The organism is Sphingomonas sp. A2-49, assembly GCF_025548555.1.
Taxonomy (GTDB): Bacteria; Pseudomonadota; Alphaproteobacteria; order Sphingomonadales; family Sphingomonadaceae; genus Sphingomonas.
Map to the genome: position 1 here is coordinate 24,246 of NZ_JAJLPA010000028.1, position 23,732 is coordinate 47,977.

Genomic DNA, 23,732 nt, shown 5'->3' on the forward strand with positions numbered 1-23,732 from the left:
ACCCCATATGATGACGCGAATTCGGGCTGCCGCGATCCTGCCGGCGATCGCCCTGCTGGCCAGCGCGGCGACGGGCCAGAGCGATCGCATGACACCCATCGCGACCCCGGCGCAGCCGACCGCGATCCCGCTCGGGACGGGCGCGCTGCCGCAGGCGCCCGTCGCCGAAAGCTGGCACAGCCAATATGGCAGCCGGTTCGCGCGCAACGTCACCGATGCGACGCTGACGCCCTTCCTTCCCGGTCCCGACAAGGCGAACGGGACCGCGGTCGTGATCGCCCCCGGTGGCGGCTTTCGCACGCTGTCGATGGAGAACGAGGGATGGGACGTCGCAAAGGCGCTCGCCGCGCGGGGAGTGGCCGCGTTCGTGCTCAAATACCGGCTGAACCAGACCCCCGCCGGGATGCCGGCCTTCGAACGGTCGATGGCGGCGATGTTTTCCCGGACCGCCAGCGCGCCGCGGCCGCGGACGGATCAGCAGGTCGCCGGGCTGGCGCCGCAGATCGCCGACGCGCGCGCCGCCTTCGCGCTGATCCGCAGGCGTGCACCGGAATGGCGGGTCGATCCCGCACGCGTCGGCATGATCGGATTTTCCGCCGGCGCGATGCTGACGATGGCGACGACGCTGGCGGGACGGGAGGCGCGGCCCGCGTTCATCGCCGTTATCTATGGGCCGCTTTCCGCCGTCACGGTCCCGCCGGAGGCGCCGCCGCTGTTCGTCGCGCTCGCCGCCGACGATCCGTTCTTCGCCCATGACGGGTTCGGCCTGATCGACAGCTGGCGCGCGGCCGGGCGCCCCGTCGAATTCCATCTGTTCGAGCAGGGCGGGCATGGCTTCGGCATGTATCCCAAGCCGACGACCAGCACCGGCTGGTTCGACGCCTTCGCCCGATGGCTGGACATGCATGGCTGGACCCGGCGCGGCGGCTGAGGCGCGCGCCGCGACCGGCCCGCGACGATCGTCGCGCCCGCGACCGGCATCCGGGCGTCGCGTTGCCGGCGGCGTCAGGGCGCGGGCGGCAGCGTCGGCGTGACCGGCGGCGGCGCGGCCCCGATCGGCGGATCGGCGACGGTCAGCAGCCGCCAGCCGGACGGCAGGTAATCGGTCGACATGTAGAAATAGAAGGCACAGCTGCCGTCCGCACGATAGCTGCCGCCTTTCAGGATGCCATAGGCGGTCGTGCCCAGGAACACCGGACTGCCGCTGTCGCCGCCCTTGCAGGCCGGGCCGCCGACCGTCGTCCATGTCGGCAGGCAGGCGCCGCCGCACAGGTCGCCGGCGGGGGCGAAATCGGTCAGCTCGACCTCCGAACAGCTGTAGCCGGTGCGTTCGCCGCGATGGCAGACGACATCGCCCGCGCGCATGCCCGCGCGCGGCGCCGCGCCGGTGACGGGACGGCTGACCGTCCCGGCGGTATCGGCGAAGAACAGCGGGTCGAGCGGGTCGGCGCTGGCATTGAGCTGGACGTCCTGATTGCCCCAGCCCCACTGCCCGACGAAGGCGAGCGGGCGCTCCCGTCCGTCGGCATCGCGCATGCCGAGATCGTCCGGGCAATGCGCCGCCGTGATCATCGCGGCGCGCACGCCATCGGTGACCGCGAAGCCCGCGGTGCACAGATAGCGATGCGTGTCCCCCGGCACCCGGCCGATCATCCGCCCGCCGCCCTCGACGCCCGGTCCGTCCGCCATGTCCAGCGTCGGCTGGTCGACGACGCGCAGGCGGACCGGCACATGCGTGAGCGTCGCGAGCCGGTCGCGCAGCGCGTAATGGCCTTCGCGCGCGACGTCCCTGCCCGATACGACCGCGACCAGTTCGCCGGTCCGCTGGTCGACGCCGAGCCCGGGCGGGCTCGCGAGGCTCGCGCGGATCGTGCCCTGATACGCGGTGATCGCCTGGACGAGGTCGGTGAGCCGCACGCGCGCGCCGGTGCGGAAGGTGACGGGCACGGGCGTACCGGCTGCGTCGATGACCGCGTCGGGGACAGGCGCATCCCCGGTCAGCAGCAGGACGATGCCGAATTCGGGTCGATGGACCAGTGCGACGCCGGCGAGCCGGTCGGAATAGCGGTCCGCGAGCACCTGGGTCGCGGCGGCGCTTGCCTGCTGCAGGTCGAGCTGGCGGCGGGCGATGTCCGTCGTAATTGCGAGCCGCGGGGCGACCGCGGCGGCGTCCTGGGCGAGCGCGTCGGCCGTCGTCTGGCGCGATGCACCCGCCGGGAGCGACTGCCCCGCCGCGGGGGCGCCCGCCGCCAACGCTGCCAGGACCCCGAGTCTGAACCGAACGAGCCATCGCACCACCCCCCTCTAGCCGGCAATGATGGCGGAAGGCTGAATGCACGCCGTCGCGATACCCCGCAATGGCATCGGGACGAGGATGCAGGGACACCGTCAACGACGAGGTGCTGGCGGCGGCGGCGACGCGGGCCGGCGCTGCGCGCGCTGATCGACAGCCTGCGCTGGCAGGACGCCTGAGGCCCGCCTGCCCCGCCTCGCCCGCAGCGTCTCATGATATCGGTGCCCGGGCCAACGCCCTGATGGCACAGCGGAACCGGACGCGCGCGTCCCGGTAACCCGGGCCAAACATCAAAAACCCCGCTAAGCCATTGGCATAGCGGGGTTTTCAATGGTGGGCGTGGCAAGGATTGAACTTGCGACCCCTGCGATGTCAACACAGTGCTCTACCACTGAGCTACACGCCCGCCGGAGGTGGGCCATTAACCGGGCCGTGCCGGGCTGGCAAGCGGTCAATTCAATCCGGTCGCACTTCCCGTCTCGAAAACGCGATCGACCTCGGCGACGAGGTCGCGCAGGTGGAACGGCTTCGACAGGACGCGGGCGTTGGGCATCTCGCGTCCGGCCTTCAGCGTCACCGCCGCGAAACCGGTGATGAACATCACGCGCAGCCCCGGCACCATCTCCGCCGCGCGCCGGGCGAGTTCGATGCCGTCCATCTCGGGCATCACGATGTCGGTGAGCAGCAGATCGAACGATTCGGTTTCCAGCAGCGGGATCGCCGCGGTGCCCCGATCGACGGACGACACCGAATAGCCCGCCCGCTCCAGCGCACGCGCCAGATATTCCCGCATCACCTGATCGTCTTCGGCCAGCAAAATTCGGATCATCGCCGTGTCGGTCCCTCTACGCGCGCCGTCACCTATGATCCCCGATCGTAAAGATTTCCAGAGCGGGCGCGGTCGAAACCGCGTAAGTGCGACCGGGAATGGACGGATCGTTCGAATGCATCGGCGTAACGCGGGTCGACGAGGCCCTGAGCCCGGTCGTCCTGTCGGTCCCGCACGCGGGCCGCGACTATCCCGCGGTGCTGCTGTCGGCGCTGCGCGTGCCGCCCGCGGCGCTCGTCGTGCTGGAGGATCGCCACGTCGACCGGCTTGCCGAAGGCGCGCGGGACGGACAGGCGATGCTGGTGCAGCATCGCGCGCGGGCCTGGATCGACCTCAACCGCGGCGAGGACGAACGCGACCCCCGCATCGACGAGGGCGCGCGACCGCAGGCGCAGGGGATGCCCTCCGCCAAGCTGCGCAGCGGACTGGGGCTGGTGCCGCGCCGGGCCGGCGCGGCGGGCGACCTGTGGCGCCGCCGCTTCGCCGATGGCGAGATCGTCGCGCGCATCGTGCAGGACCATCGCCCCTATCACGCCGCGCTCGCCGCGCTGCTCGCCGCGGCGCGGGCGCGGTTCGGCATCGCCGTGCTGATCGACGTGCATTCGATGCCGCCAGTCGGCGCGCACGCGCAGATCGTGCTGGGCGACCGGTTCGGCCGATCCGCCGATGCGCGCTTCGTCGCGCGGCTGGAGGCGGCGGCGACGGGCGCGGGCATCCGCTGCGCCCGCAACGCGCCCTATGCCGGCGGCCATATCCTCGAACGCCATGCCGACCCCGCGGGCGGCGTGCACGCGATCCAGGTCGAGATCGACCGCGCGCTGTATCTGGACCATGCGCTCGATGCGCCGGGACCGGGGATGGCACGGATGACCGCGGTGCTCCGTGCGATGATCGCGGCGGTAGAGGGAGAGGCGCTGGCCGCCGTCGCCACGCCGGGGCGGGCGCTCGCTGCGGAATGACCCCATAAAAAAACCACCCCGTGCGGAGCACGAGGTGGCCAAGGTTCAGGGAGGAGATACACCCGAAGGTGTATCGTACGAGCCCGCGAAAGGGGGGACACGAGCGCCGTACACAAGTAAAATAGGTGAGCGGCGATTTGGTTCAATAGGCCAATAGGCCCTGCCCCCATTTTTTCCGGGCGACTGTTCGGTCGCCCGGCCTCACCGCGCCGCCCACGTCTATCGCCGCCGCCGCGGCACCTTGCGCGCGACTCAGCGGCGCAGCGCGGGGGCGATGCGCGTCAGCACGGTGTCGCGCAGGATCAGGTGATGGCGCAGCGCCGCCGCGATGTGCAGCACGACCAGTGCCGCCATCAGCCAGCCGAGCACGCCATGCGTGTCGTGGCCGAGATCGGCGAGCCCCTTGCCGACGGGCAGCGTCGGGATCTCGAACAACCCGAACCACGGCATCGGCCGGTGCGGCCCCGGGCCCGACACCATCAGCCACCCGGTCAGCGGCATCGCGATCATCAGCAGGTACAGCGTCCAGTGCGTCGCATGGGCGACGCCCTTTTCCCACGCCGGGGTGCCCGCGGGGAGCGCCGGGGGCCGATGCGCCAGCCGCCATGCGACGCGGCCCGCGGTAAGCACCAGCACGGTGATGCCGATCGCCTTGTGCGCGCCCATCAGCGAACGCAGGAACGGGATCGCGTCATGGCCGATGCCGATGACGAGGTTGACGATGACGAGCAGCGCGATCGACCAGTGGAAGGCTATCGCGACGGTGGAGTAGCGCTCTCCCCGCGACAGCGTCGCCCGTGAAGATCCCGTCCCAGAAAACCCTGCCATGCCCACGCCCTTATGATGAAGGCGCGACAGTCGTTCGTGGAGCGGCCGGGGTCAAGCGTCGGCATCGCGCCGGCGGGCGATGCGGGGACCGTCGCGCGGCCCCCGCTCCGTCGTCAGCCGAACTGCGGTTGCGGCTGCGGCGTCTTGCCCTGCTGCGCCTGGCGCGCGAAGATCTCGCGCATCAGCGACAGCGAGAAGAGGTGCGCGTAGAGCAGCGGCAGCATGCCCGACTGCGACATCTTGCGCAGCTGGTCGCCGCGCAGGCCCGCCAGCTTTTCCTCGTTTATCATCTGAAAGCCGCGATAGACGAAGGGCTGCTGCCCGTCCTCGACCTGGATCGTGACCTCGCCCTCCATCAGCAGGTCCTGCTCGCGCAGCTCGTTCATGAACGCCTGCGTCCGGGCGCCGGCCTGTTCGAACTGCTCCGCGAAATCCAGGATCGCCTTGGTCGTCTGGCTCGGCTGGCCGTTCTCGAACAGCGGCTCGCCCTCGTCGAACGCACCCAGCGCATCCGACGTCGGGTCGAAGCACAGCGACAGCTCGTCCGCGTCCGGGCGCAGGCGGGCGAGCATGTAGGGATAGCGACGGACATAGGCGGGAACGTAGAAATTCGTCTCGGTCAGCTTGCCGTCGTCGCCCATGAATACGTTGACGCCTTCGTTGAGGCCCATCAGCGCGAGCGGGATGGCGTCGTCGCCGACCGAGAAGACGATCGGCATGTGGCGCTGCACCAGCGGGAATTCGTCGGTGGTGATCGGAATCGCGTGCTGGCCGACCAGGAAGGGCGCGCTGTCCTGCTGGCGCACACGCCAGTTGCCGTGCGTCTCGCTCGAGAGCGGCTCGAGGCCGTTGTAGAACAGGGGAAGCGGCGCACTGGCCATCGAAACTCTCCACGTCTTGATGTGTCGCGGCGCGGGCGCGCCGCTGGAAGTGATCTGTGCGGCGGGCCGCCGGTCCGGGCGCTGCTCTATTGGCCCGCGGCGGCCGGTGCAAGCGTGACGAGCTTGCCGGGATTGAGGATGCCGAGCGGATCCATCGCCGCCTTCACCGCCCGCAGCGCGGTGAGCCGCGCCGGCGACGACAGCCGCGCCAGTTCGTCCAGCTTCATCTGGCCGATGCCGTGTTCGGCGGCGATCGATCCACCCGCGGCGATCACCAGGTCGTCGACGAAGCGCGTCACCACCGGCACGTCCTCGGCATACCAGCGTGCGGGATCGGTGCCGGCGGGGCTGCGGACGTGGAAATGGATGTTGCCGTCGCCCAGATGGCCGAAGCCGCTGGCGTGCGTGCCGGGAAAGCGTGCCTCGCATGCCGCCGCCGCCTCGATCATGAAGCGCGGCATCGATTCGACGGGCACCGACAGGTCGTGCTGCGACGCCGGCCCTAGCGCGCGTTCCGCGTCGGAGATCGATTCGCGCAGGCGCCAGAACGAATCGGCCTGCGCGTTCGTGGCGGCGATAGTCGCGTCGGCGATCAGCCCGTCCGCCAGCGCCGCCGCCAGCACCCGCTCGGTCAGCGCCGCACCGGCCGCGTCGGTATGCTCGATCAGCAGGTGCCAGGGGTGATCCCCCGCCAGCGGCGATCGTACGTCCGGCACATAGGCGAGCACCGCGGCGAGCGATTCGCGCGGCAGGATCTCGAAACTCTCCAGCGCCCCGGTCGCCTGCTGCATGCGGCGCAGCAGCGTCAGCGCCGCATGCGGGTCGGTCGTCGCCGCCCAAGCGGTGGTGCGCGTCGCCGGCACCGCCGCCAGTCGCAGCGTCGCGGCGGTGACGATCCCCAGCGTGCCCTCCGCCCCGACCAGCAACTGGGTCAGGTCGTAGCCGCGATTGTCCTTCTTCAGCGCAGCGAGCCCGTCGTGGACGCTGCCGTCGGCGAGCACGACCTCGAGCCCCGCGACCAGCCCGCGCATCGAGCCGAAGCGCAGCACCTGCGTTCCCCCCGCGTTGGTCGACACCAGCCCGCCGACCGTCGCATTGCCTTTCGCCCCCAGCGTCAGCGGAAAGCGCCGGTCCACCGCCAGCGCGGCATCGTGCAGGTCGGACAGGATCACCCCCGCCTCCGCGACGACGAGCCCCGCCGCCGCATCGATCGCCCGGATCGCGGCCATGCGCCGCAGCGACACGATCAGCGCCGATCCGTCGCCGGGGGGCGTCGCGCCGCCGACCATCGAGCTGTTGCCCCCCTGCGGCACCAGGGGCACCCCGAATCGCGCCGCCGCGGCCACCACCGCCGACACCTCCGCCGTGGTGGCGGGCGCGAGCATGGCGGGCGCATGGCCGTGGAAGCGGCGGCGCCAGTCGGTTTCCCAGGGCGTGATGACGGACCGGTCGGTCACGATGCCCTTCGGCCCGAGCGTGCCGGCAAGCGCTTCGAGCAAGGCGGACTGCGCAGGGGTCATGATGCGATCCGCTAGGCCAAGTTCATCGCATGTTCAACGATCCGGGCTAGATTGCGAAGTCTTCCATGCTGCACCCCGCCTTTCCCGTCTCGCTCCTCGCGCTCGCCGCCCCCGCCGTGGCCTCGCTGGGCGATTCGGCGGGGCGACCAGCCGGCGTCCGCTGGGCACAGATGAGCGTGCACGAGCGCATCGTGATCCGGGTGCCGCGGATGACCCGGGCGGCGCGCGTCCTGGTCCCCGTTCCCGTCCGCTACAAGGAAAAGAAGGGGCCGAAATGCGTCGCCGTCGCCGAGATGGGGGGCGCGCAGATCGTCGCACCGGGCGCGGTCGACCTGGCGATGGCCGGCGGCAGGCGGCTGCGCGCCAAGCTCGACACCGATTGCGGGCCGATGGACTTCTACAACGGCTTCTATTTGCGTCCCGCGGCGGACGGAAAGGTGTGCGCCGACCGCGACGTGATCCGCATGCGATCGGGCGCCAGCTGCACGATCACGAGCTTCAAAACGCTCCAGCCGGCGCGTTGACCCCATTTTCTTGACTTTTGCGGGCAAATCCGCAAGCGCGACGGCAGCGATGCTGCGCCCGTGCGCGGCCGTCATTTTCCGGACCCTTGCATGAGCCACATGGCATGAGCTTCGCCGACCTCGGCCTTTCCGACGAACTGCTGACGGCGGTCACCGACGCCGGCTATTCCGAACCGACGCCGATCCAGGCGCAGGCGATCCCGTCCGTGCTGATGATGCGCGACCTGATCGGCATCGCGCAGACGGGGACGGGCAAGACCGCCGCGTTCGTGCTGCCGATGATCGACATCCTGGCGCACGGCCGCAGCCGCGCCCGCATGCCGCGCAGCCTGATCCTCGAACCGACGCGCGAACTCGCCGCGCAGGTCGCGGAGAATTTCGAGAAGTACGGCGCGGGCACCAAGCTGTCGATGGCGCTGCTGATCGGCGGCGTGTCGATGGGCGACCAGATCAAGGCGCTGGAAAAGGGCGTCGATGTCCTGATCGCGACGCCGGGCCGGCTGATGGACCTGTTCGGTCGCGGCAACATCCTGCTGACGGGCTGTTCGATGCTGGTCATCGACGAGGCGGACCGGATGCTCGACATGGGCTTCATCCCCGATATCGAGGACATCTGCACCAAATTGCCGAAACAGCGGCAGACGCTGCTGTTCTCGGCGACGATGCCCGCGCCGATCAAGCGGCTCGCGGACAAGTTCCTCGACAATCCCAAGACGATCGAGGTGTCGCGCGCCGCGTCGACCAACCTCAACATCAAGCAGTGGCTGGTCCCCGTGTCCGGCAACGCGATGAAGAAGCGCGAGGCGCTGCGCCAGCTGCTGCGCACCGACGAGGTGCGCAACGCGATCATCTTCTGCAACCGCAAGACGACGGTGCGCGAGCTCAACAAGAGCCTGAAACAGCACGGCTTCAAGTCGGGTGAGATCCATGGCGACATGGAACAGGCGCAGCGGATCGCCGAACTCGACCTGTTCAAGGACGGCAAGATCAACATCCTGGTCGCCAGCGACGTCGCGGCGCGCGGGCTCGACATCAAGGGCGTCAGCCACGTCTTCAACTTCGACGCGCCCTGGCACCCCGACGACTACGTCCACCGCATCGGCCGTACCGGCCGCGGCGGCGCGACCGGCATCGCCTTCACGCTGATGACCGCCGAGGACGCCGAGAACATCCAGAACATCGAGAAGCTGACCGGCCAGACGATCGACCGGATGGAGCTCGACGGCAGCACCGTCGCGGATGCACCCGCGGCGACGGCCCCTGCCGAAGACGCGCCGCGTCGCGGCCGTCGCGAGCGCAACCCGCGCGAGGGGCGCCGCGAGCGCGCGCCGCGCGAATCGGTCGCAGCGCCCGAGCCGATGGTCGAGGCCGAGGCGATTCCCGCCGCCGAGCCGGTCGCGACCATGCCCGAACCGCGCGCCCCCGCCGAGCGTGCGCCCCGCGCCGAACCCGCCTTCGCGCCGCCGCCGCGCCGCGACGTCCGCCGTGACGAGCGTGGCGACCGCCGGCCGCGACGCGACGCGCGCGACGACGGTCCGGACGACGGCTGGAACGGCCCGATCCCCGACTTCCTGAACGCCGTCATCACGCTGTGACGCGGCGCGGCGGCGCCGGGCCGTCCGCGGCGCCGGCGATCGCGACCCCCTGCACGGGCGTGTGCGCGATCGAGGCGGACGATATGTGCCGCGGCTGCGGCCGCACGCTCGACGAGATCGCCGGCTGGGGCCTGATGACGCCGGCCGCGCGCGACGCGATCATGGCCGCGCTGCCCGCCCGCCGGCGGCTTCCGGTCGGGGACTGACGCTCCCCCGCCCCGCGTCGCTATCCGGCGGTCACGCCGCCATCGCCGTATCGTCGAGCGCCGCCGCCCGCAGATAGGCGTCGCGCGCCGTCAGCCGCGCGATATAGGCGTCGAAGGCATCGCGCCTGGGCAGCGAACCGAATTGCGCGCCCCATATCACCTGCGATCCGACATAGACGTCGGCGGCGGTGAAGCGGTCGCCGGCGATGAACGGATGTGCCGCCACCGCCCGTTCCAGCACGTCGACGACGCGGTCGTAGCTGCCGTAGCCCGCCATCCGCTGCTGCTGGTCGGTCGGTTCGACGCCGAGCGAGCGGTTGGTGACCGCCGCCTCGACCGGTCCCGCCGCGAAGAACAGCCAGCGATAATAATCCGCCCGTTCGTCGTCGCGCGGGGCGAGGCCCGCCGCCGGAAACGCCTCCGCCAGATAGGCGCAGATCGCCGCGCATTCGGTCACGGTCCGGCCGCGATGGACGATCGCGGGCACCTTCGCCATCGGGTTGACCGACAGGTACGGCTCCGCCTTCATCGTCGTCGCATAGTCGAGCAGCACCACGTCGTACGATGCGCCCGCCTCTTCCAGCATCCAGCGCGCGATCCGGCCGCGCGACATCGGATTGGTGTACAGCGTCAGCTCCGCGTCCATCGCCCGTCCCCCCTCACAACGCCTTGGCGAACAGGGCGAGCATCTTGGCCCAAGCGCGTTCGGCCTGTGGCGGATTGTAGACCTTGCTGTCGATCACGCACCAACCGTGCATCGCGCCGTCGTACACCTCGATATCCGCCGGGCGCTTCGCGGCGGCGAACGCCTCGCGCAGCGCGACCTTGTCGTTGGGGCTGCGCTGGTCGTCGTTGGTGGCGATCGCGATCAGATAGTCGCCGCGCAACCGCGGCACGAGCCGGTGCGGGCTGTCGGTCGCATCGCCGACCAGCCCGGCGCCATGGAACGACGCCCCGGCATGGACCCGCGCAGGGACGGCGGCGGCGGTGCGCAGCACCATCGGTCCGCCCATGCAATAGCCTGCGCTGCCGATGCCGCGGCGGGTGTCGACCTCCTTCTGCCTGTCGAGGAAGGCGACGAAGGTCGTACCGTCGCTGGTTACCGCCGCCGGGGTCAGCGCGGCGCGCCACGGCGTGATCCGGTCGCGCACCGCGGGCTGGTCGAACGATTCGCCCGGCTGGACGATCGGCGACTTCACCGAACGATAGAATTGGTTGACGACCAGCACCGCATAGCCGGACTGCGCCAGCCGGTCCGCCATCTGCCGGAACGCCGGCCGCAGCCCCATGATATCGGGCCACACCAGCACGGCGGGGTGCCGGCCGCTGGTCGGCGCGGTGAAATAGGCGTCGCAGCTGCCGTCCGGCGTCGCGATCGTGACGTCGCGCCCCTGCACAGGCTTGGCGTCGGCCGGGGTCGGCAGCACCAGTGCGGCGCCGACCGCGCCCGCCGCCACGCCGAACTGGCGGCGCGAGAGATGGCCGTTGTCCTCGGCGGTCAGTTCGTCACACATGCCTGCTCTCCCAATGCTTTGAGAGAGGCTAGCGCAGCGCGGTCGCCGCGGCCAGAGGCGTTGCGCGCCGGCGGTAGCGGACGATCAGCGCTTGAACGGATCGTTGAACAACGCCTGCGCCGCCGCCGCCGGATCCGAGCCGGTGAGGTCGACGCCGCGCGCCGCCGCATCGCGCTCCGCGCGCAGCGACGCGATAAGCGCCTCGCGGTCGCCCTCCAGCCGGGTGTCGGTCGGCGCGGCCTCGTTGCCCGACGCCTTCGACGCCTTGGCGACCGCGGCATCGAGCTCGCGCTGCGTCGTCAGGCCGAGCGTCACCGGATCCTTCGGCGTGATGTTGCCGATGTTCCAGTGGCTGCGGTCACGGATCGCCGCGATCGTCGTGCGGGTGGTGCCGATCAGGTTGCCGATCGCGCCGTCGGTGATTTCGGGATGGTTGCGGATGATCCAGGCGATGCCGTCCGGCTTGTCCTGGCGCTTGGACACCGGCGTGTAGCGCGGCCCCTTGGTACGGCGGACCTGCTCGGGGCCCTTTATCATCTTCAGCCGGTACGTCGGATCGGCCTGGCCCTTGTCGACCTCCTCCTGCGTCACCTCGTGCGCGCGGACGGGATCGCGCCCCGTAAGCTTGGTCGCGGCGGTGTCGTCGGCGATCGCCTGCACCTCGAGGATGTGCAGGCCACAGAATTCGGCGATCTGCTCGAACGAGAGCGACGTGTTGTCGACCATCCAGGAAGCGGTCGCATGGGGCATCAGGGGCTGGGCCACGGGGGAACTCCGTCCGAAATAAATAGGGCCGCCCCTTACCGGAGCGGCCGTGTCATAGCGTGGATGTACTGCGCGTGTTGCCGAAGGGCAACCCGCCCAGGCTTTTGACCGCGTCACGTTGACGAGAATGTCACAAAACCGGACTATGCCGCCTGCCTCGCGGGCCAAGCCGTTCGCGCGCCACCACAATTCGATACGATCCAAGGGAGTTTACACCATGACCATCCTGAAGCGCGCGCTCGTCGCATTCGCCGGCGCAGCGATCCTCGCCGCCCCGGTCGCCGCCCAGGCGGCCCCCGCACCCGCCGCGAACCCCGCCGCCAAGCTGTCGGTCGCCCGCGCCGCCGCGCCGAGCGCGCATGGCAGCAAGCTCGGCGCGGCCGTGCCGGGCACGACGCTCATCAGCATCGGCATCCTCGCCGCGCTGGTCGTCGGCGTGCTGGTCGCCACCGGCGGGGACAATTCGGACAGCAACTGATCCGTCCCGACGGACACAGGCGAGGCCCCCGTCACACCGGTGGCGGGGCCTTCGTCGCGTCCGGGCGGCATCACATCGTCAGCACGATCTTGCCGACGTGGTCGCCCTCTTCCATGCGTGCGTGCGCCGCGGCGGCCTCGCCGAGCGGGAACAGCTGATCGATCACCGGGCGCAGCCGCCCCGCCTCGACGTGCGGCCACACCGTGCGCGCGATCTCGTCGGCGACCAGCGTCTTGAACGCGGTGTCGCGCGCGCGCAGCGTCGATCCCGTCAGTGTCAGGCGGCGGCGCATGATTTCGAACAGCGGCACGGTCGCCTGCGCGCCGCCCTGCACCGCGATCGATACGTGGCGACCGTCGTCCGCCAGGCAGGCGAGGTTGCGCGGCACGTAATCGCCGCCGACCATGTCGATGACCGCGGTCACCCCCTTGCCCCCGGTGATCGCGCGCACGCGCTCGACGAAATCCTCGGTCCGGTAGTTGATCGCGTGGTCGGCGCCGAGGTCCAGCGCCTTGGCGCATTTCGCGTCGGAGCCCGCGGTGACGATGATCGTCAGCCCGAACAGGTTGGCCAGCGCGATCGCCATCGTGCCGATGCCGCTGGTGCCGCCATGCAGCAGCACGCTGTCGCCCTCGGTGGCGAAGGCGCGCTCGAACAAATTGGTCCATACGGTAAACAGCGTTTCGGGGATCGCCGCCGCCGCGACCATCTCGAGCCCGTCGGGCACCGGCAGGCATTGGCCGGCGGGCGCCACGGCATATTGGGCATAGCCGCCGCCGGCGAGCAACGCGCAGACCGGCTGGCCGATCTGGACCGCGTCGACGCCCTCGCCCACGGCGACGATCGTGCCCGCGATCTCCAGTCCGGGGATCGACGGCGCACCCGGCGGCGGCGGATAGCCGCCCTTGCGCTGCAGCACGTCGGGCCGGTTGACCCCCGCGGCGACGACGCGGATCAGCACCTCGCCCGACCCCGGGCGCGGCACCGGCCGCTCGACCAGCCTCAGCACGTCGGGGCCGCCCGGCGCCTCGGGATCGATCGCCTGCATCGTAAGGGGCAATTCGTTCATCCGCCACGCTTCCCGTCGTTCGCCGTCCGCGCCTTATTGACATCGTGCGGGCGGGGGTCAACGTTAAGCGGCGATGGAACTGGACGACGCCCCGTCGCGTCCCGACGACGCACTGACCGAGCTGCTGCGGCAGGATCTCGATCCGCTGTCGGTCGCGGAGCTCGACGCCCGGATCGCGGCGCTGGAGGGCGAGATCGCCCGCAGCCGCAGTGCCATGGCCCGCGCGGTCAGCCACCGCGCCAGCGCCGACGCGTTGTTCCGGCGATGACCGCGGCGCGCGCCGGATGGGCTTCCTGCCCGATACCGCCGGGGCGACGTCAAGAGCTTGATGCGGGCCGTCAGGATACCGACATTGTCGAAAAGGGTCCGGCGCCATGTCCTTGGTTCCACCGTGGCCCGACTGGAGTGATCTGAATGCCATCCTTCGCCCCCGCGCTCGAGACCACGCTGCACAAGGCGCTCGAGGCCGCGTCATCGCGTCGGCACGAATATGCGACGCTCGAACATCTGCTGCTCGCGCTGATCGGCGACGAACATGCCGCCAAGGTCATGGAGGCGTGTCACGTCGACCTCGGCGAGCTGAAGACCACGGTCGCGCACTATCTCGACACCGAACTCGACGCGCTGAAGGTCGACGCCGCGACCGATCCGTCGCCGACCAGCGGGTTCCAGCGCGTGGTGCAGCGCGCGATCCTGCACGTCCAGTCGTCGGGCCGAGACGAGGTGACGGGCGCCAACGTGCTCGTCGCACTGTTCAGCGAGCGCGAAAGCTATGCCGTCTACTTCCTGCAACAGCAGGACATGAGCCGCCTCGACGCCGTCAGCTTCATCAGCCACGGCGTCGGCAAGGGCAGCGGCGCCGCCGAATCCGCGACGCCCAAGGGCGCCGAGGAGGAAAAGCCCGCGAAGGGACAGGAGAAGGGCAAGACGGAAAGCGCACTCAAGCAATTCACCGTCGACCTCAACGAGAAGGCGAAGATCGGCAAGGTCGATCCGCTGATCGGGCGCGGGCCGGAGGTGGATCGCACGATCCAGATCCTGTGCCGCCGGTCGAAGAACAATCCGCTCTACGTCGGCGATCCCGGCGTCGGCAAGACCGCGATCGCCGAGGGGCTGGCGCGCAAGATCGTCGAGGGCGAGGTGCCCGACGTGCTGAAGGAGGCGGTGATCTACAGCCTCGACATGGGCTCGCTGCTCGCCGGCACGCGCTATCGCGGCGATTTCGAGGAGCGGCTGAAGGCGGTCGTCAACGAACTCGAAAAACTGCCGCACGCGGTGCTGTTCATCGACGAGATTCATACCGTGATCGGCGCCGGCGCCACGTCGGGGGGCGCGATGGACGCGTCGAACCTGTTAAAGCCGGCGCTGTCGGGCGGCACGATCCGCTGCATCGGATCGACCACCTACAAGGAATTCCGCAACCATTTCGAAAAGGATCGCGCGCTGCTGCGCCGGTTCCAGAAGATCGACGTCAACGAACCGACGATCGAGGATACGATCAAGATCCTCGCCGGGCTGCGCTCGGCATTCGAGGACCATCACAACGTCAAATACACCCCCGACGCGATCAAGTCGGCGGTGGAGCTCAGCGCGCGCTACATCAACGACCGCAAGCTGCCCGATAAGGCGATCGACGTGATCGACGAGGTCGGCGCGATGCAGATGCTGGTGCCCGCCAACAAGCGCAAGAAGACGATCACCGCCAAGGAGATCGAACAGGTGATCGCGACGATGGCGCGCATCCCGCCGAAGTCGGTCAGCACCGACGACAAGGCCGCGCTGGAAAGCCTGGAGACCGACCTGAAGCGTGTCGTGTTCGGCCAGAACAGCGCGATCGAGAAGCTCGCCTCGGCGATCAAGCTGGCGCGTGCGGGCCTGCGCGAACCCGAAAAGCCGATCGGCAACTACCTGTTCACCGGCCCCACCGGCGTCGGCAAGACCGAGGTCGCCAAGCAATTGTCGTCGATCCTGGGCATCCCGCTCCAGCGCTTCGACATGAGCGAATATATGGAGCGGCATTCGGTCAGCCGGCTGATCGGTGCGCCCCCGGGCTACGTCGGCTTCGACCAGGGCGGCCTGCTGACCGATGCGGTCGACCAGAACCCGCATTGCGTGCTGTTGCTCGACGAGATCGAAAAGGCGCATCCCGACCTGTTCAACATCCTGTTGCAGGTCATGGACAACGGTCGCCTGACCGACCAGCACGGCAAGTCGGTCGACTTCCGCAACGTCATCCTCATCATGACGACCAATGCCGGTGCGTCTGACATGGCGCGCGAGACGGTCGGCTTCGGCAACCTGACCCGCGAGGGCGAGGACGAGCAGGCGGTGCAGAAGATGTTCACGCCGGAATTCCGCAACCGGCTCGATGCGATCGTGCCGTTCGGATACCTGCCGACCGAGGTGGTCGCGCGGGTGGTGGACAAGTTCATCCTCCAGCTCGAACTCCAGCTCGCCGATCGCAACGTCCACATCAACCTGGACGATGCCGCCAAGGCGTGGCTGACCGAAAAGGGCTATGACAAGCTGTACGGCGCGCGTCCGATGGGCCGCCTGATCCAGGAAAAGATCAAGCAGCCGCTTGCCGAGGAACTGCTGTTCGGCAAGCTCGTTCACGGCGGCGAGGTGACGGTGCGGATGAAGGACGGCGCGCTGTCCTTCGCGATCGAGGGCGCCGCTCCCAAGAAGCCGCGCAAGAAGGGCAAGGCCGAACCGGTCGACGCCAAGTAAGCCGATCCGAAACGGACCGAACCGTCACGGGTTCGGTCCGTTACCGTGATAATCGCGGCGCGTGGACCCGCCCGCGCCTTTCCCGCATCGCACTGCCGACGCGCTTGCCGACATCGCGGCCGGGCGGCTGGTGGGCAGCAACGCGATGGCGCTTCGCCTCGGTGGCTGGCACCTCGCCCGCGTCGACGGCGCGCCATCCGCCTGCGACCCGTTCCAGGGATCGCCCGCCACCAGCCCGGCGACGCCGCTGTGCTGGACGGCTCGCGCCGTCGGCGCCTGCGACCGGTTGCGCCGCTCGATCGCGGCGACCGACCCGTCCGCCGAGCGGCGATTCGCGGCGGCGCTGGTGCGAGGGATGATCCAGCTGATCGTCGACGGGGCACCGGGCGCTGACGGGTGTAGGGACGTTGCGCTCTGCCCCGCGGTGACACTGCGGCTCCACGTCACCGCCGCCGGCATCGTCGTGCTCGACCTCCACGATGGCCCATCGACGGGGTGACCGCGCCGGCCGTCATTGTTTCCGCGTCATTTACCAAAGCTTTGCAAAGGCACCGCTATCCCGGACGTCATGCCCATCCGGCTCCCGATCAGGCACGGTGTTGCCCTGTTGCTGCTGATGCTGGCGTGGATCGGCGCGTCCCCCGCTGCCGCCGCGCCGGACGTCGGCATCGCGACGTGCATCCTGCGCGCGCCGCCGGGGCCGCAGCCATCGCCCGCCGCGCTGTTCGCGGATCCGCACCGGTTCGACTGCGCGACCCGTCAGACCGATTTCGGCGCCGGAGACTATTGGATCCTGTCGCACCCGTTGCCGCGCGGCATCGGCACCGACACCCGCGTCCGCCAGGCGAGCCTGTGGCAGGATCGCCTGACGCTGTACGTCCTCTACGCCGACGGCGCGATCCGCAGCACCGGCTTTTCGAGCGCGGACGCCGGTCGCTACCTGCGCCTCGGCGCCATCCTGCAGCTCGCGCCGCCTGCGCACGACGCGCGTCCGGTCCGCCTGCTGTGGCATATCGAAGGCGCGATCAACCGGCGCGGCATCCTCGTCAGCCCGACGCTGACCGACAGCCACAGCGCCGCTCGTGCCGAGCTGACGATGGCGGCACTCTATGCCGCCTTCGCCGGCATGTGCCTCGCGCTGCTCGTCTACAATCTCGCGCTGTGGGCGGCGCTGCGCCAGGCGTTCCAGCCTGCCTATTGCCTGATGGTCGTGTGCCTGCTCGCCTATGCCTCCACCTCGTCGGGGCTGCTGGGCCAGGTGACCGCGATCGACAACAATTACCGCCAGCGGCTCAACTACGTGCTGCTCGCCTGGGCCGCCGCCGCTGCGATCGTCTTCGCGCGCGCCTTCCTCGAGCGGCGCGTGTTCGACGGCTGGCTGCGGCCGTACAGCACCGCCGTCCTGCTCCTGCTGCTGTCCACCACCGGCGCATACGGCCTGCTGGCGCCGCGCTTCGCCGCGGTGACGGATACCGCGAGCACGCTCGCCTATATCGCGGTGCTGACGCTGCTGGTGCCGGTGCTGGTCCGCGCCTGGCTGCGGCGCAGCAACTACCTCTGGGTCTTCGCGCTCGCCTGGGGCGCGCCGGTGGCGCTCGCCAGCGTCCGCGTGCTCGCCGCCCTGAATTTCATCGGCTGGCAGATGTGGATCGACAATTCCACCCTGCTCGCGATGGCGCTCGAGGCGGCGCTGTCGTCGCTGGGCGTCGCCTATCGCATCCGGCTGCTCAGCCTCGAACGCGACGCGGCGCGCGAGCAGGAGATCGCCGCACGGCTGCTCGCCGCGACCGACCCGCTGACCGGATTGCTCAATCGCCGCGCCTTCCTCGACGGCACGATCGGACGCGCGGAGGACCATCAGCTGATCCTCGTCGACATCGACCATTTCAAGACGATCAACGAAACCATCGGTCACGACGGCGGCGACGAGGTGCTGCGCGTGATCGCCCGTGCGCTGCGCGCCGCGGCGCGACCCGATGTGCTGGTGGCGCGGATCGGCGGCGAGGAATTCGCCCTGCTCGCGCGGGCCGACGCGCCGATCGACGCGCGCCTCGTCCTCGACCGGCTGCGCATGGAGCGGATGCCGTTCGACCTCACCGTTACCGCCAGCATCGGCACCTGCATCGGCCCGCTGACCCGCGAAACCGACTGGAAGGCGCTGTATCGCTGCGCCGACCGCGCGCTGTTCGCGGCCAAGGCGGCGGGACGAGACCGGGTGCGCAACGCCGCCGACCTCGCCCACGCCGCCTGACCGCCGTACCGGGACTGGCAGCGGCGAGGCGCATCTGCTACAAGAGCCGCTTCGGGAGGAAGCGCATGACGGACCGTCGCAAACTCGCCATCGCGGCGCTCGCTGCCCTCGGCATCGTCGCGGCGCGGCATCCCTCGCCCGACATCCGCCTGCTCACGCACGATATCGGCGATCCCCGCCCGCATCGGGTGCAGGCGGCGATCGATCTCGGCCTCGTCGGCGTCTCGATCCTCTACACCTGGACCGCACGCCGCACCTGATCGACCGTCAGCCGAGCACGGTCTTCAGGTTCATGAATTCGTGGAGACCATAGGGGCCGAGTTCGCGCCCGTGACCGGACCGCTTGATCCCGCCGAACGGCGCCTCCGGCGTCGACGCAAGCATCGCGTTCACCGCGATCATCCCCGCCTCGATATCCCGTTCGAACCGCACGCGCTCGTCGGGCGCGTTGGTCCACACCGACGATCCCAGTCCGAACGGCACGTCGTTGGCGAGCGCGATCGCCGCGTCGATGTCGGCCGCCCGGAACACCATCGCGACCGGCCCGAACAGCTCTTCGCGCGCCGCGGGATGGTCGATCGGCACATCGACCAGCACGCCCGCCGACATGAACGCGCCCCTCCCCGGCAGCGCCTCGCCACCGAACAACAGCCTGCCGCCCGCCGCCCGGATCGCGTCGATCTGCGCCAGCGTCGTGCACCGCTGCTCCTCGCTGGACAGCGGTCCCATGTCGGTCGCGGGGTCGGTCGGGTCGCCGGCCTTCACCGCGCGCATCGCCGTGCAGAACCGATCGAGGAATGCGTCGTAGATGTCGGCATGGACGATCATCCGCTTGGCGCAGATGCACGACTGCCCGCTGTTCTGGATGCGCGCGGTCACCGCCTGCCGCACCGCCTCGTCGAGGTCGGCGGAGGGCATGACGACGAACGGGTCCGATCCGCGGAGTTCCAGCACCACCTTCTTGAGTTGGCGACCCGCGGCCTCGGCCACCGCGATCCCCGCGCCCTCGCTGCCCGTCAGCGTCACCGCGACGATCCGCGGATCCGCGATCAGCGCATCGATCCGGTCGGACCGGATCGCGAGGTTCTGGAACAGGCCCGCCGGCGCGCCCGCCGCGACGATCATCCGCTCGATCGCCGTCCCGCACCCCTGCGTCAGCGAGGCGTGCTTCAATAGCCCGACGTTGCCGGCGAGGATCGTCGGCGCGGCGAAGCGCACCACCTGCCAGAACGGGAAGTTCCACGGCATGACCGCCAGCACCGGTCCCAGCGGCATCCAGTGCGCGGTCGCCGGGCCGGACGGCGTGTCGAATCGCGTCGGCGCCAGCATCGCCGCACCGTTCTGCGCGTATTGGCGGAAGGCCGCGGCGCATTTCGCCACCTCGGCCCGGGCGGAGGCCAGCGTCTTGCCCATCTCGCGCGTGGCCGTCGCGGCCAGCTCCTCCGCATGCGCGTCGAACTGTTCGGCGATGCGTTCGAGCAACGCGGTCCGCGCGTCGAGCGAGGTGACCCGCCACGCGGCATAGGCGCTCGTGGCGCGGGCGAGCCTGTCCTCCACCTCCGCGGCGGTGAGTTCGGGGATGCTGGCGCCGACGGTGCCGGTCGCGGGATCGATGCTGGTGAACATGGATGGCTGAACGCACGCCATGCGTCGGGTGTCCCCGGCGACGCCGCACCCGCCGATCCTTGCGCCCGCCCCGCCCCTGTCGCATAGGATCGCGCATGGATACGCCGATCGAGACCCTGTCGTTCGAAGACGCCCTCAAGGACCTGGAACGCATCGTCGGCCGGCTGGAAAGCGGCGCGGCGACGCTGGACGAATCGATCCAGCTCTACGAACGCGGCGATCGCCTGCGCCAGCGCTGCGCCGAACGGCTCGACGCCGCGCAGGCGCGGATCGAAGCGATCCGGCTCGACGCCGATGGCAAGGCCGCCGGCACCACCCCCTTTGCCGCGGGCTGAGCCGGTGCACGCGACGCTGGGCGACGCCATGACGACGGTGTCGACGGACATCGACGCGCGGTTCGACCGGCTGCTCGCCGTTCCCGACGATCCGCGCGCCGATCTGTACCGCGCGATGCGCCATGCCGCGATCGGCGGGGGCAAGCGGCTGCGGCCGCTGTTGCTCTGTGCCACCGCCGACCTGTTCGGCGTGTCGCGCGACTGTTCGGGCGACGTCGCGACCGCGGTCGAGGCGATCCACGTCTATTCGCTGATCCACGACGACCTGCCGGCGATGGACGACGACGACCTGCGCCGCGGCAAGCCGACCGTCCACAAGGCGTTCGACGAGGCGACCGCGATCCTCGCCGGCGATTGCCTGCACGCGCTGGCGTTCGAGATCCTCGCCGATCCCGCGACGCATCCCGATCCCTTCGTCCGCGCCGAGCTGGTGATGGAACTGGCCCGCGCCTCCGGCCCGTCGGGCATGGCGGGCGGACAGATGATGGACCTGGTCGCCGAACGCATGACGTTCGACCTCGCCACCGTCACCCGCCTGCAACAGATGAAGACCGGCGCGCTGATCGGCGTCTCGGTCGAAATGGGGGCGATCCTCGGCCGCGTGGCGCCGGAGGGGCGGCGGTCGCTGCGCGGCTATGCCCACGATCTCGGCCTCGCCTTCCAGATCGCCGACGATCTGCTCGATGCGGAGGGCGACGAGGCGATTGCCGGCAAGAAGCTGCGCAAGGACGTCGGCGCGGGCAAGGAGACGTTCCTGTCGCTGCTCGGTATCGATCGCGCGCGCGACCAGTGCCGCATGCTCGTCGACCAGGCGGTGCAGCACCTGCACGGCTACGGCACCGAGGCCGACGTGCTGCGCGACGTCGCGCGCTACGTCGTCGAACGCGACCGCTGAAGGAAACAGGCGTCATGAGCGAACGGATCGGCGTCTATCCCGGCACCTTCGACCCGATCACGCTGGGTCACATGGACATCATCCGCCGCGGCGCGAAGCTGGTCGACCGGCTGGTGATCGGCGTGACCACCAATCCGTCGAAATCGCCGATGTTCACGCTCGACGAGCGGATGGCGATCGTCCGCCGCGAGGTGGAGGGACTGGCGGGGGCGATCGACGTCGTCGACTTCGATTCGCTGCTGATGGACTTCGCCGAGCGCGAAGGCGCGCGGGTCATCATCCGCGGCCTGCGGGCCGTCGCCGATTTCGAATATGAATATCAGATGGCGGGGATGAACCAGCAGATCAATCCGCGCGTCGAGACGGTGTTCCTTATGGCCGACGTGGCGTTGCAGCCGATCGCCAGCCGGCTGGTCAAGGAAATCGCGCTGTTCGGCGGCCCGATCGGCAAGTTCGTCACCCCCGCCGTCTGCACAGAGGTGGTCGCGCGCGTCGAGGTTATGGGCCGCAAGGGCAGCTGACCGTCGCCGCGGACGCCCGTCGCACGGCGTGCGGCGGCGACGCCATGTTCAGTTTGGTGCAAGTCGCGATTTGCTCTAAGCCGCCCGGAATCACGAGAATTGGGAATTCCATGCGTCCGTTCGCCCGTCTGTTCGCATTCATCCTCTGCCTGATAGCCATGCCCGTGCTCGCGCAGACGCTGCCCGAGCAGGTCGCCGGGCGCGCCACCCCGCCGCTCGTCACCGACAAGGCGAACCTGTGGCTGCTCGACCTGTCCGACGGCGGGCGGGTGACGATCTGGCTGCGCCCCGACGTCGCGCCCAAGATGGTCGAGCGGGTGAAGACGCTGACCCGTCAGGGATTCTACAACGGCCTCGCCTTCCATCGGGTCATCGACGGGTTCATGGCGCAGGGCGGCGACCCGAAGGGCGACGGCACCGGAGGATCGACGCTGCCCAACGTCGATGCCGAGTTCAACTACCTGCCGCACGTCCGGGGCGCCGTCTCCGCGGCGCGCGCGGATGCGGAGAACAGCGCGAACAGCCAGTTCTTCATCGTCTTCCAGCCGCGCCTGGCGCTCGACAAGAAATATACCGTGTTCGGGCGCGTCATCGACGGCATGCAATATGTCGATGCGATCGAGCGGGGCGAGCCGCCGACGGATCCCACCAAGATCCTTCGCGCCTATATCGCCGCCGACGGCCCGCCGCCCTACACGCCCGCCGCCGCGCCGGCACCGGTGACGCTCGGCGCGCCGGTCACGCTGCCCGGCAGCGGCACGCCGCGCCCGGCCGGCACCGCCGCACCGAAGCGCGCGGGCAAGCCCGCCGCCGGGGCGCCGCGCGCCGGGCAGTGACGATCGGGCATTGAGGACCGGACGGTGAAGGTCGACCTTTTCGACTTCGAGCTGCCGCCGGAGCGGATCGCGCTGCGCCCGGCGGTGCCGCGCGATGCCGCACGGCTGCTCGTCCTTGACGGGGCAGAGACGCGCGACCGGATCGTGCGCGACCTGCCCGGCCAGCTGCGCGCCGGCGATTGCCTCGTCTTCAACGACACGCGCGTCATCCCGGCGCGGCTGGAGGGTCACCGGGGCGATGCCAGCATCGGCGCGACGCTGCACAAGCGCGAGGGACCGCGACGCTGGCGCGCCTTCCTCCGCAATGCGCGGCGCGTGCGCGAGGGCGATACGATCGATTTCGGCCAGGGGGTAAGTGCCACCGCCTCCGCGCGTCAGGAGGACGGCAGCCTGGCGCTCGACTTCGCCGGCGACGAACCGGTCGAACTGCTGCTCGAACGCGCCGGGCGCATGCCGTTGCCGCCCTATATCGCCGCCAGACGCGCCACCGATGCGCAGGATGCCGACGATTACCAGACGATGTTCGCCGCCGAACCCGGCGCGGTCGCGGCGCCGACCGCGGCGCTGCACTTCACGCCGGCGCTGATCGCCGCGCTGGACGCGGCCGGGGTGACGCACGAGACGCTGACGCTGCACGTCGGTGCGGGCACCTTCCTGCCGGTGAAGGCGGACGATACGGTCGATCATCGCATGCACGCCGAATGGGGCCGCATCGACGCCGCCACCGCCGACCGCCTCAACGCGGTGCGGGCCGGCGGCGGCCGGGTGATCGCGGTCGGCACCACCTCGCTCCGCCTGATCGAAAGCGCCACCGGCAGCGACCGCGTCATCCGCTCCTTCGCCGGCGACACCGCGATCTTCATCACGCCGGGCTATACGTTCGCCGGGATCGACGGGCTGCTGACCAACTTCCACCTGCCCAGATCGACGCTGTTCATGCTGGTATCGGCGCTGATGGGGCGGGAGCGGATGCAGGCGGCCTATGCGCATGCGATCGCGTCCGGCTATCGCTTCTATTCCTACGGGGACGCGTCGCTGCTGCTGCCGTAGGGATCCCACGGGCGGCGGCAAGGCGAC

Annotated in this window: 26 protein-coding genes and 1 tRNA gene; 16 read left to right on the forward strand and 11 right to left on the reverse strand. The window is 70.0% G+C overall.

What is annotated here, in order from left to right:
- Window positions 1-10 precede the first annotated feature (10 nt).
- Window positions 11-931: an alpha/beta hydrolase gene (locus LPN01_RS16805; protein ID WP_410482847.1), complete on the forward strand. Its 921-nt coding sequence runs from the start codon at window positions 11-13 to the stop codon at window positions 929-931.
- A gap of 74 nt (window positions 932-1,005) precedes the next feature.
- Here LPN01_RS16805 and LPN01_RS16810 read toward each other — a convergent pair whose 3' ends face one another.
- The 3 genes from LPN01_RS16810 to cpdR form a co-directional block, all read right to left on the reverse strand.
- The gene (locus tag LPN01_RS16810) at window positions 1,006-2,295 is read right to left on the reverse strand and encodes a S1 family peptidase (RefSeq protein ID WP_262829575.1); all 1,290 of its coding nucleotides are present in this window, start codon (window positions 2,293-2,295) and stop codon (window positions 1,006-1,008) included.
- Window positions 2,296-2,624: 329 nt separating this feature from the next.
- A tRNA-Val gene (locus LPN01_RS16815) sits at window positions 2,625-2,699 on the reverse strand.
- A 45-nt stretch (window positions 2,700-2,744) separates the two neighbouring features.
- On the reverse strand, window positions 2,745-3,122 hold the full coding sequence (gene cpdR, locus LPN01_RS16820; RefSeq protein WP_262829576.1) for a cell cycle two-component system response regulator CpdR: 378 nt from the start codon (window positions 3,120-3,122) through the stop codon (window positions 2,745-2,747).
- A gap of 98 nt (window positions 3,123-3,220) precedes the next feature.
- On the opposite strand from cpdR, the gene LPN01_RS16825 reads away from it, so the two are divergent.
- Window positions 3,221-4,081 carry an N-formylglutamate amidohydrolase gene (locus LPN01_RS16825; RefSeq protein WP_262829577.1) on the forward strand — a complete coding sequence of 287 codons (861 nt, stop codon included), beginning with the start codon at window positions 3,221-3,223 and terminating at the stop codon, window positions 4,079-4,081.
- A gap of 252 nt (window positions 4,082-4,333) precedes the next feature.
- Here LPN01_RS16825 and LPN01_RS16830 read toward each other — a convergent pair whose 3' ends face one another.
- The 3 genes from LPN01_RS16830 to LPN01_RS16840 all read right to left on the reverse strand — a co-directional run bounded on the left by LPN01_RS16830 (window position 4,334) and on the right by LPN01_RS16840 (window position 7,310).
- Window positions 4,334-4,909 (reverse strand): cytochrome b, encoded by a 576-nt coding sequence (locus tag LPN01_RS16830; RefSeq protein WP_262829578.1) that lies wholly within the window; start codon window positions 4,907-4,909, stop codon window positions 4,334-4,336.
- Between the two features lie 113 nt (window positions 4,910-5,022).
- Window positions 5,023-5,790: a SapC family protein gene (locus LPN01_RS16835; RefSeq protein WP_262829579.1), complete on the reverse strand. Its 768-nt coding sequence runs from the start codon at window positions 5,788-5,790 to the stop codon at window positions 5,023-5,025.
- An 86-nt stretch (window positions 5,791-5,876) separates the two neighbouring features.
- Window positions 5,877-7,310 carry an FAD-binding oxidoreductase gene (locus LPN01_RS16840; RefSeq protein ID WP_262829580.1) on the reverse strand — a complete coding sequence of 478 codons (1,434 nt, stop codon included), beginning with the start codon at window positions 7,308-7,310 and terminating at the stop codon, window positions 5,877-5,879.
- Between the two features lie 65 nt (window positions 7,311-7,375).
- Between LPN01_RS16840 and LPN01_RS16845 the strand changes: the two genes are divergently transcribed.
- The 3 genes from LPN01_RS16845 (at window position 7,376) to LPN01_RS16855 (ending at window position 9,635) form a co-directional block, all read left to right on the forward strand.
- Window positions 7,376-7,834 (forward strand): hypothetical protein, encoded by a 459-nt coding sequence (locus tag LPN01_RS16845; protein WP_262829581.1) that lies wholly within the window; start codon window positions 7,376-7,378, stop codon window positions 7,832-7,834.
- Window positions 7,835-7,938: 104 nt separating this feature from the next.
- Complete coding sequence (locus LPN01_RS16850) at window positions 7,939-9,429, forward strand: DEAD/DEAH box helicase (RefSeq protein WP_262829582.1); 1,491 nt, start codon at window positions 7,939-7,941, stop codon at window positions 9,427-9,429.
- Window positions 9,426-9,635 carry a DUF1289 domain-containing protein gene (locus LPN01_RS16855; protein ID WP_262829583.1) on the forward strand — a complete coding sequence of 70 codons (210 nt, stop codon included), beginning with the start codon at window positions 9,426-9,428 and terminating at the stop codon, window positions 9,633-9,635. Before LPN01_RS16850 ends, LPN01_RS16855 begins: the two co-directional genes overlap by 4 nt.
- 31 nt (window positions 9,636-9,666) lie before the next feature.
- On the opposite strand, the gene LPN01_RS16860 is transcribed toward LPN01_RS16855, so the two are convergent.
- The 3 genes from LPN01_RS16860 to LPN01_RS16870 form a co-directional block, all read right to left on the reverse strand.
- Window positions 9,667-10,281, reverse strand: a complete 615-nt coding sequence (locus LPN01_RS16860) for a glutathione S-transferase family protein (RefSeq protein ID WP_262829584.1) — start codon at window positions 10,279-10,281, stop codon at window positions 9,667-9,669.
- A gap of 13 nt (window positions 10,282-10,294) precedes the next feature.
- Window positions 10,295-11,149 carry a dienelactone hydrolase family protein gene (locus LPN01_RS16865; protein WP_262829585.1) on the reverse strand — a complete coding sequence of 285 codons (855 nt, stop codon included), beginning with the start codon at window positions 11,147-11,149 and terminating at the stop codon, window positions 10,295-10,297.
- Between the two features lie 84 nt (window positions 11,150-11,233).
- Window positions 11,234-11,914 carry a DUF1013 domain-containing protein gene (locus tag LPN01_RS16870; protein ID WP_262829586.1) on the reverse strand — a complete coding sequence of 227 codons (681 nt, stop codon included), beginning with the start codon at window positions 11,912-11,914 and terminating at the stop codon, window positions 11,234-11,236.
- Window positions 11,915-12,131: 217 nt separating this feature from the next.
- Between LPN01_RS16870 and LPN01_RS16875 the strand changes: the two genes are divergently transcribed.
- Entirely contained in the window at window positions 12,132-12,392 is a 261-nt protein-coding gene (locus LPN01_RS16875; RefSeq protein WP_262829587.1) for a hypothetical protein, read from the forward strand.
- Between the two features lie 70 nt (window positions 12,393-12,462).
- Here LPN01_RS16875 and LPN01_RS16880 read toward each other — a convergent pair whose 3' ends face one another.
- Entirely contained in the window at window positions 12,463-13,461 is a 999-nt protein-coding gene (locus tag LPN01_RS16880; RefSeq protein ID WP_262829588.1) for an NAD(P)H-quinone oxidoreductase, read from the reverse strand.
- A gap of 73 nt (window positions 13,462-13,534) precedes the next feature.
- Between LPN01_RS16880 and LPN01_RS16885 the strand changes: the two genes are divergently transcribed.
- The 5 genes from LPN01_RS16885 to LPN01_RS16905 all read left to right on the forward strand — a co-directional run bounded on the left by LPN01_RS16885 (window position 13,535) and on the right by LPN01_RS16905 (window position 18,702).
- Window positions 13,535-13,729, forward strand: coding sequence for a DUF1192 domain-containing protein (locus tag LPN01_RS16885; protein WP_262829589.1), 195 nt, complete (start codon window positions 13,535-13,537; stop codon window positions 13,727-13,729).
- A 146-nt stretch (window positions 13,730-13,875) separates the two neighbouring features.
- Complete coding sequence (clpA, locus tag LPN01_RS16890; protein ID WP_262829590.1) at window positions 13,876-16,191, forward strand: ATP-dependent Clp protease ATP-binding subunit ClpA; 2,316 nt, start codon at window positions 13,876-13,878, stop codon at window positions 16,189-16,191.
- 61 nt (window positions 16,192-16,252) lie between these two features.
- Window positions 16,253-16,690, forward strand: a complete 438-nt coding sequence (locus tag LPN01_RS16895; RefSeq protein WP_262829591.1) for a hypothetical protein — start codon at window positions 16,253-16,255, stop codon at window positions 16,688-16,690.
- Between the two features lie 69 nt (window positions 16,691-16,759).
- Window positions 16,760-18,442: a sensor domain-containing diguanylate cyclase gene (locus LPN01_RS16900; protein ID WP_262829592.1), complete on the forward strand. Its 1,683-nt coding sequence runs from the start codon at window positions 16,760-16,762 to the stop codon at window positions 18,440-18,442.
- Window positions 18,443-18,507: 65 nt separating this feature from the next.
- Entirely contained in the window at window positions 18,508-18,702 is a 195-nt protein-coding gene (locus LPN01_RS16905) for a hypothetical protein (protein ID WP_262829593.1), read from the forward strand.
- Between the two features lie 7 nt (window positions 18,703-18,709).
- On the opposite strand, the gene LPN01_RS16910 is transcribed toward LPN01_RS16905, so the two are convergent.
- Window positions 18,710-20,068, reverse strand: a complete 1,359-nt coding sequence (locus LPN01_RS16910; RefSeq protein ID WP_262829594.1) for an NAD-dependent succinate-semialdehyde dehydrogenase — start codon at window positions 20,066-20,068, stop codon at window positions 18,710-18,712.
- Between the two features lie 95 nt (window positions 20,069-20,163).
- On the opposite strand from LPN01_RS16910, the gene LPN01_RS16915 reads away from it, so the two are divergent.
- The 5 genes from LPN01_RS16915 (at window position 20,164) to queA (ending at window position 23,705) form a co-directional block, all read left to right on the forward strand.
- Window positions 20,164-20,403: an exodeoxyribonuclease VII small subunit gene (locus tag LPN01_RS16915; protein ID WP_262829595.1), complete on the forward strand. Its 240-nt coding sequence runs from the start codon at window positions 20,164-20,166 to the stop codon at window positions 20,401-20,403.
- Between the two features lie 28 nt (window positions 20,404-20,431).
- Complete coding sequence (locus LPN01_RS16920; RefSeq protein ID WP_262829600.1) at window positions 20,432-21,298, forward strand: polyprenyl synthetase family protein; 867 nt, start codon at window positions 20,432-20,434, stop codon at window positions 21,296-21,298.
- A 14-nt stretch (window positions 21,299-21,312) separates the two neighbouring features.
- On the forward strand, window positions 21,313-21,819 hold the full coding sequence (gene coaD / locus LPN01_RS16925; protein ID WP_262829596.1) for a pantetheine-phosphate adenylyltransferase: 507 nt from the start codon (window positions 21,313-21,315) through the stop codon (window positions 21,817-21,819).
- Between the two features lie 110 nt (window positions 21,820-21,929).
- Window positions 21,930-22,655 carry a peptidylprolyl isomerase gene (locus LPN01_RS16930; protein WP_262829597.1) on the forward strand — a complete coding sequence of 242 codons (726 nt, stop codon included), beginning with the start codon at window positions 21,930-21,932 and terminating at the stop codon, window positions 22,653-22,655.
- A gap of 24 nt (window positions 22,656-22,679) precedes the next feature.
- On the forward strand, window positions 22,680-23,705 hold the full coding sequence (queA, locus tag LPN01_RS16935; RefSeq protein ID WP_262829598.1) for a tRNA preQ1(34) S-adenosylmethionine ribosyltransferase-isomerase QueA: 1,026 nt from the start codon (window positions 22,680-22,682) through the stop codon (window positions 23,703-23,705).
- Window positions 23,706-23,732: the final 27 nt, after the last annotated feature.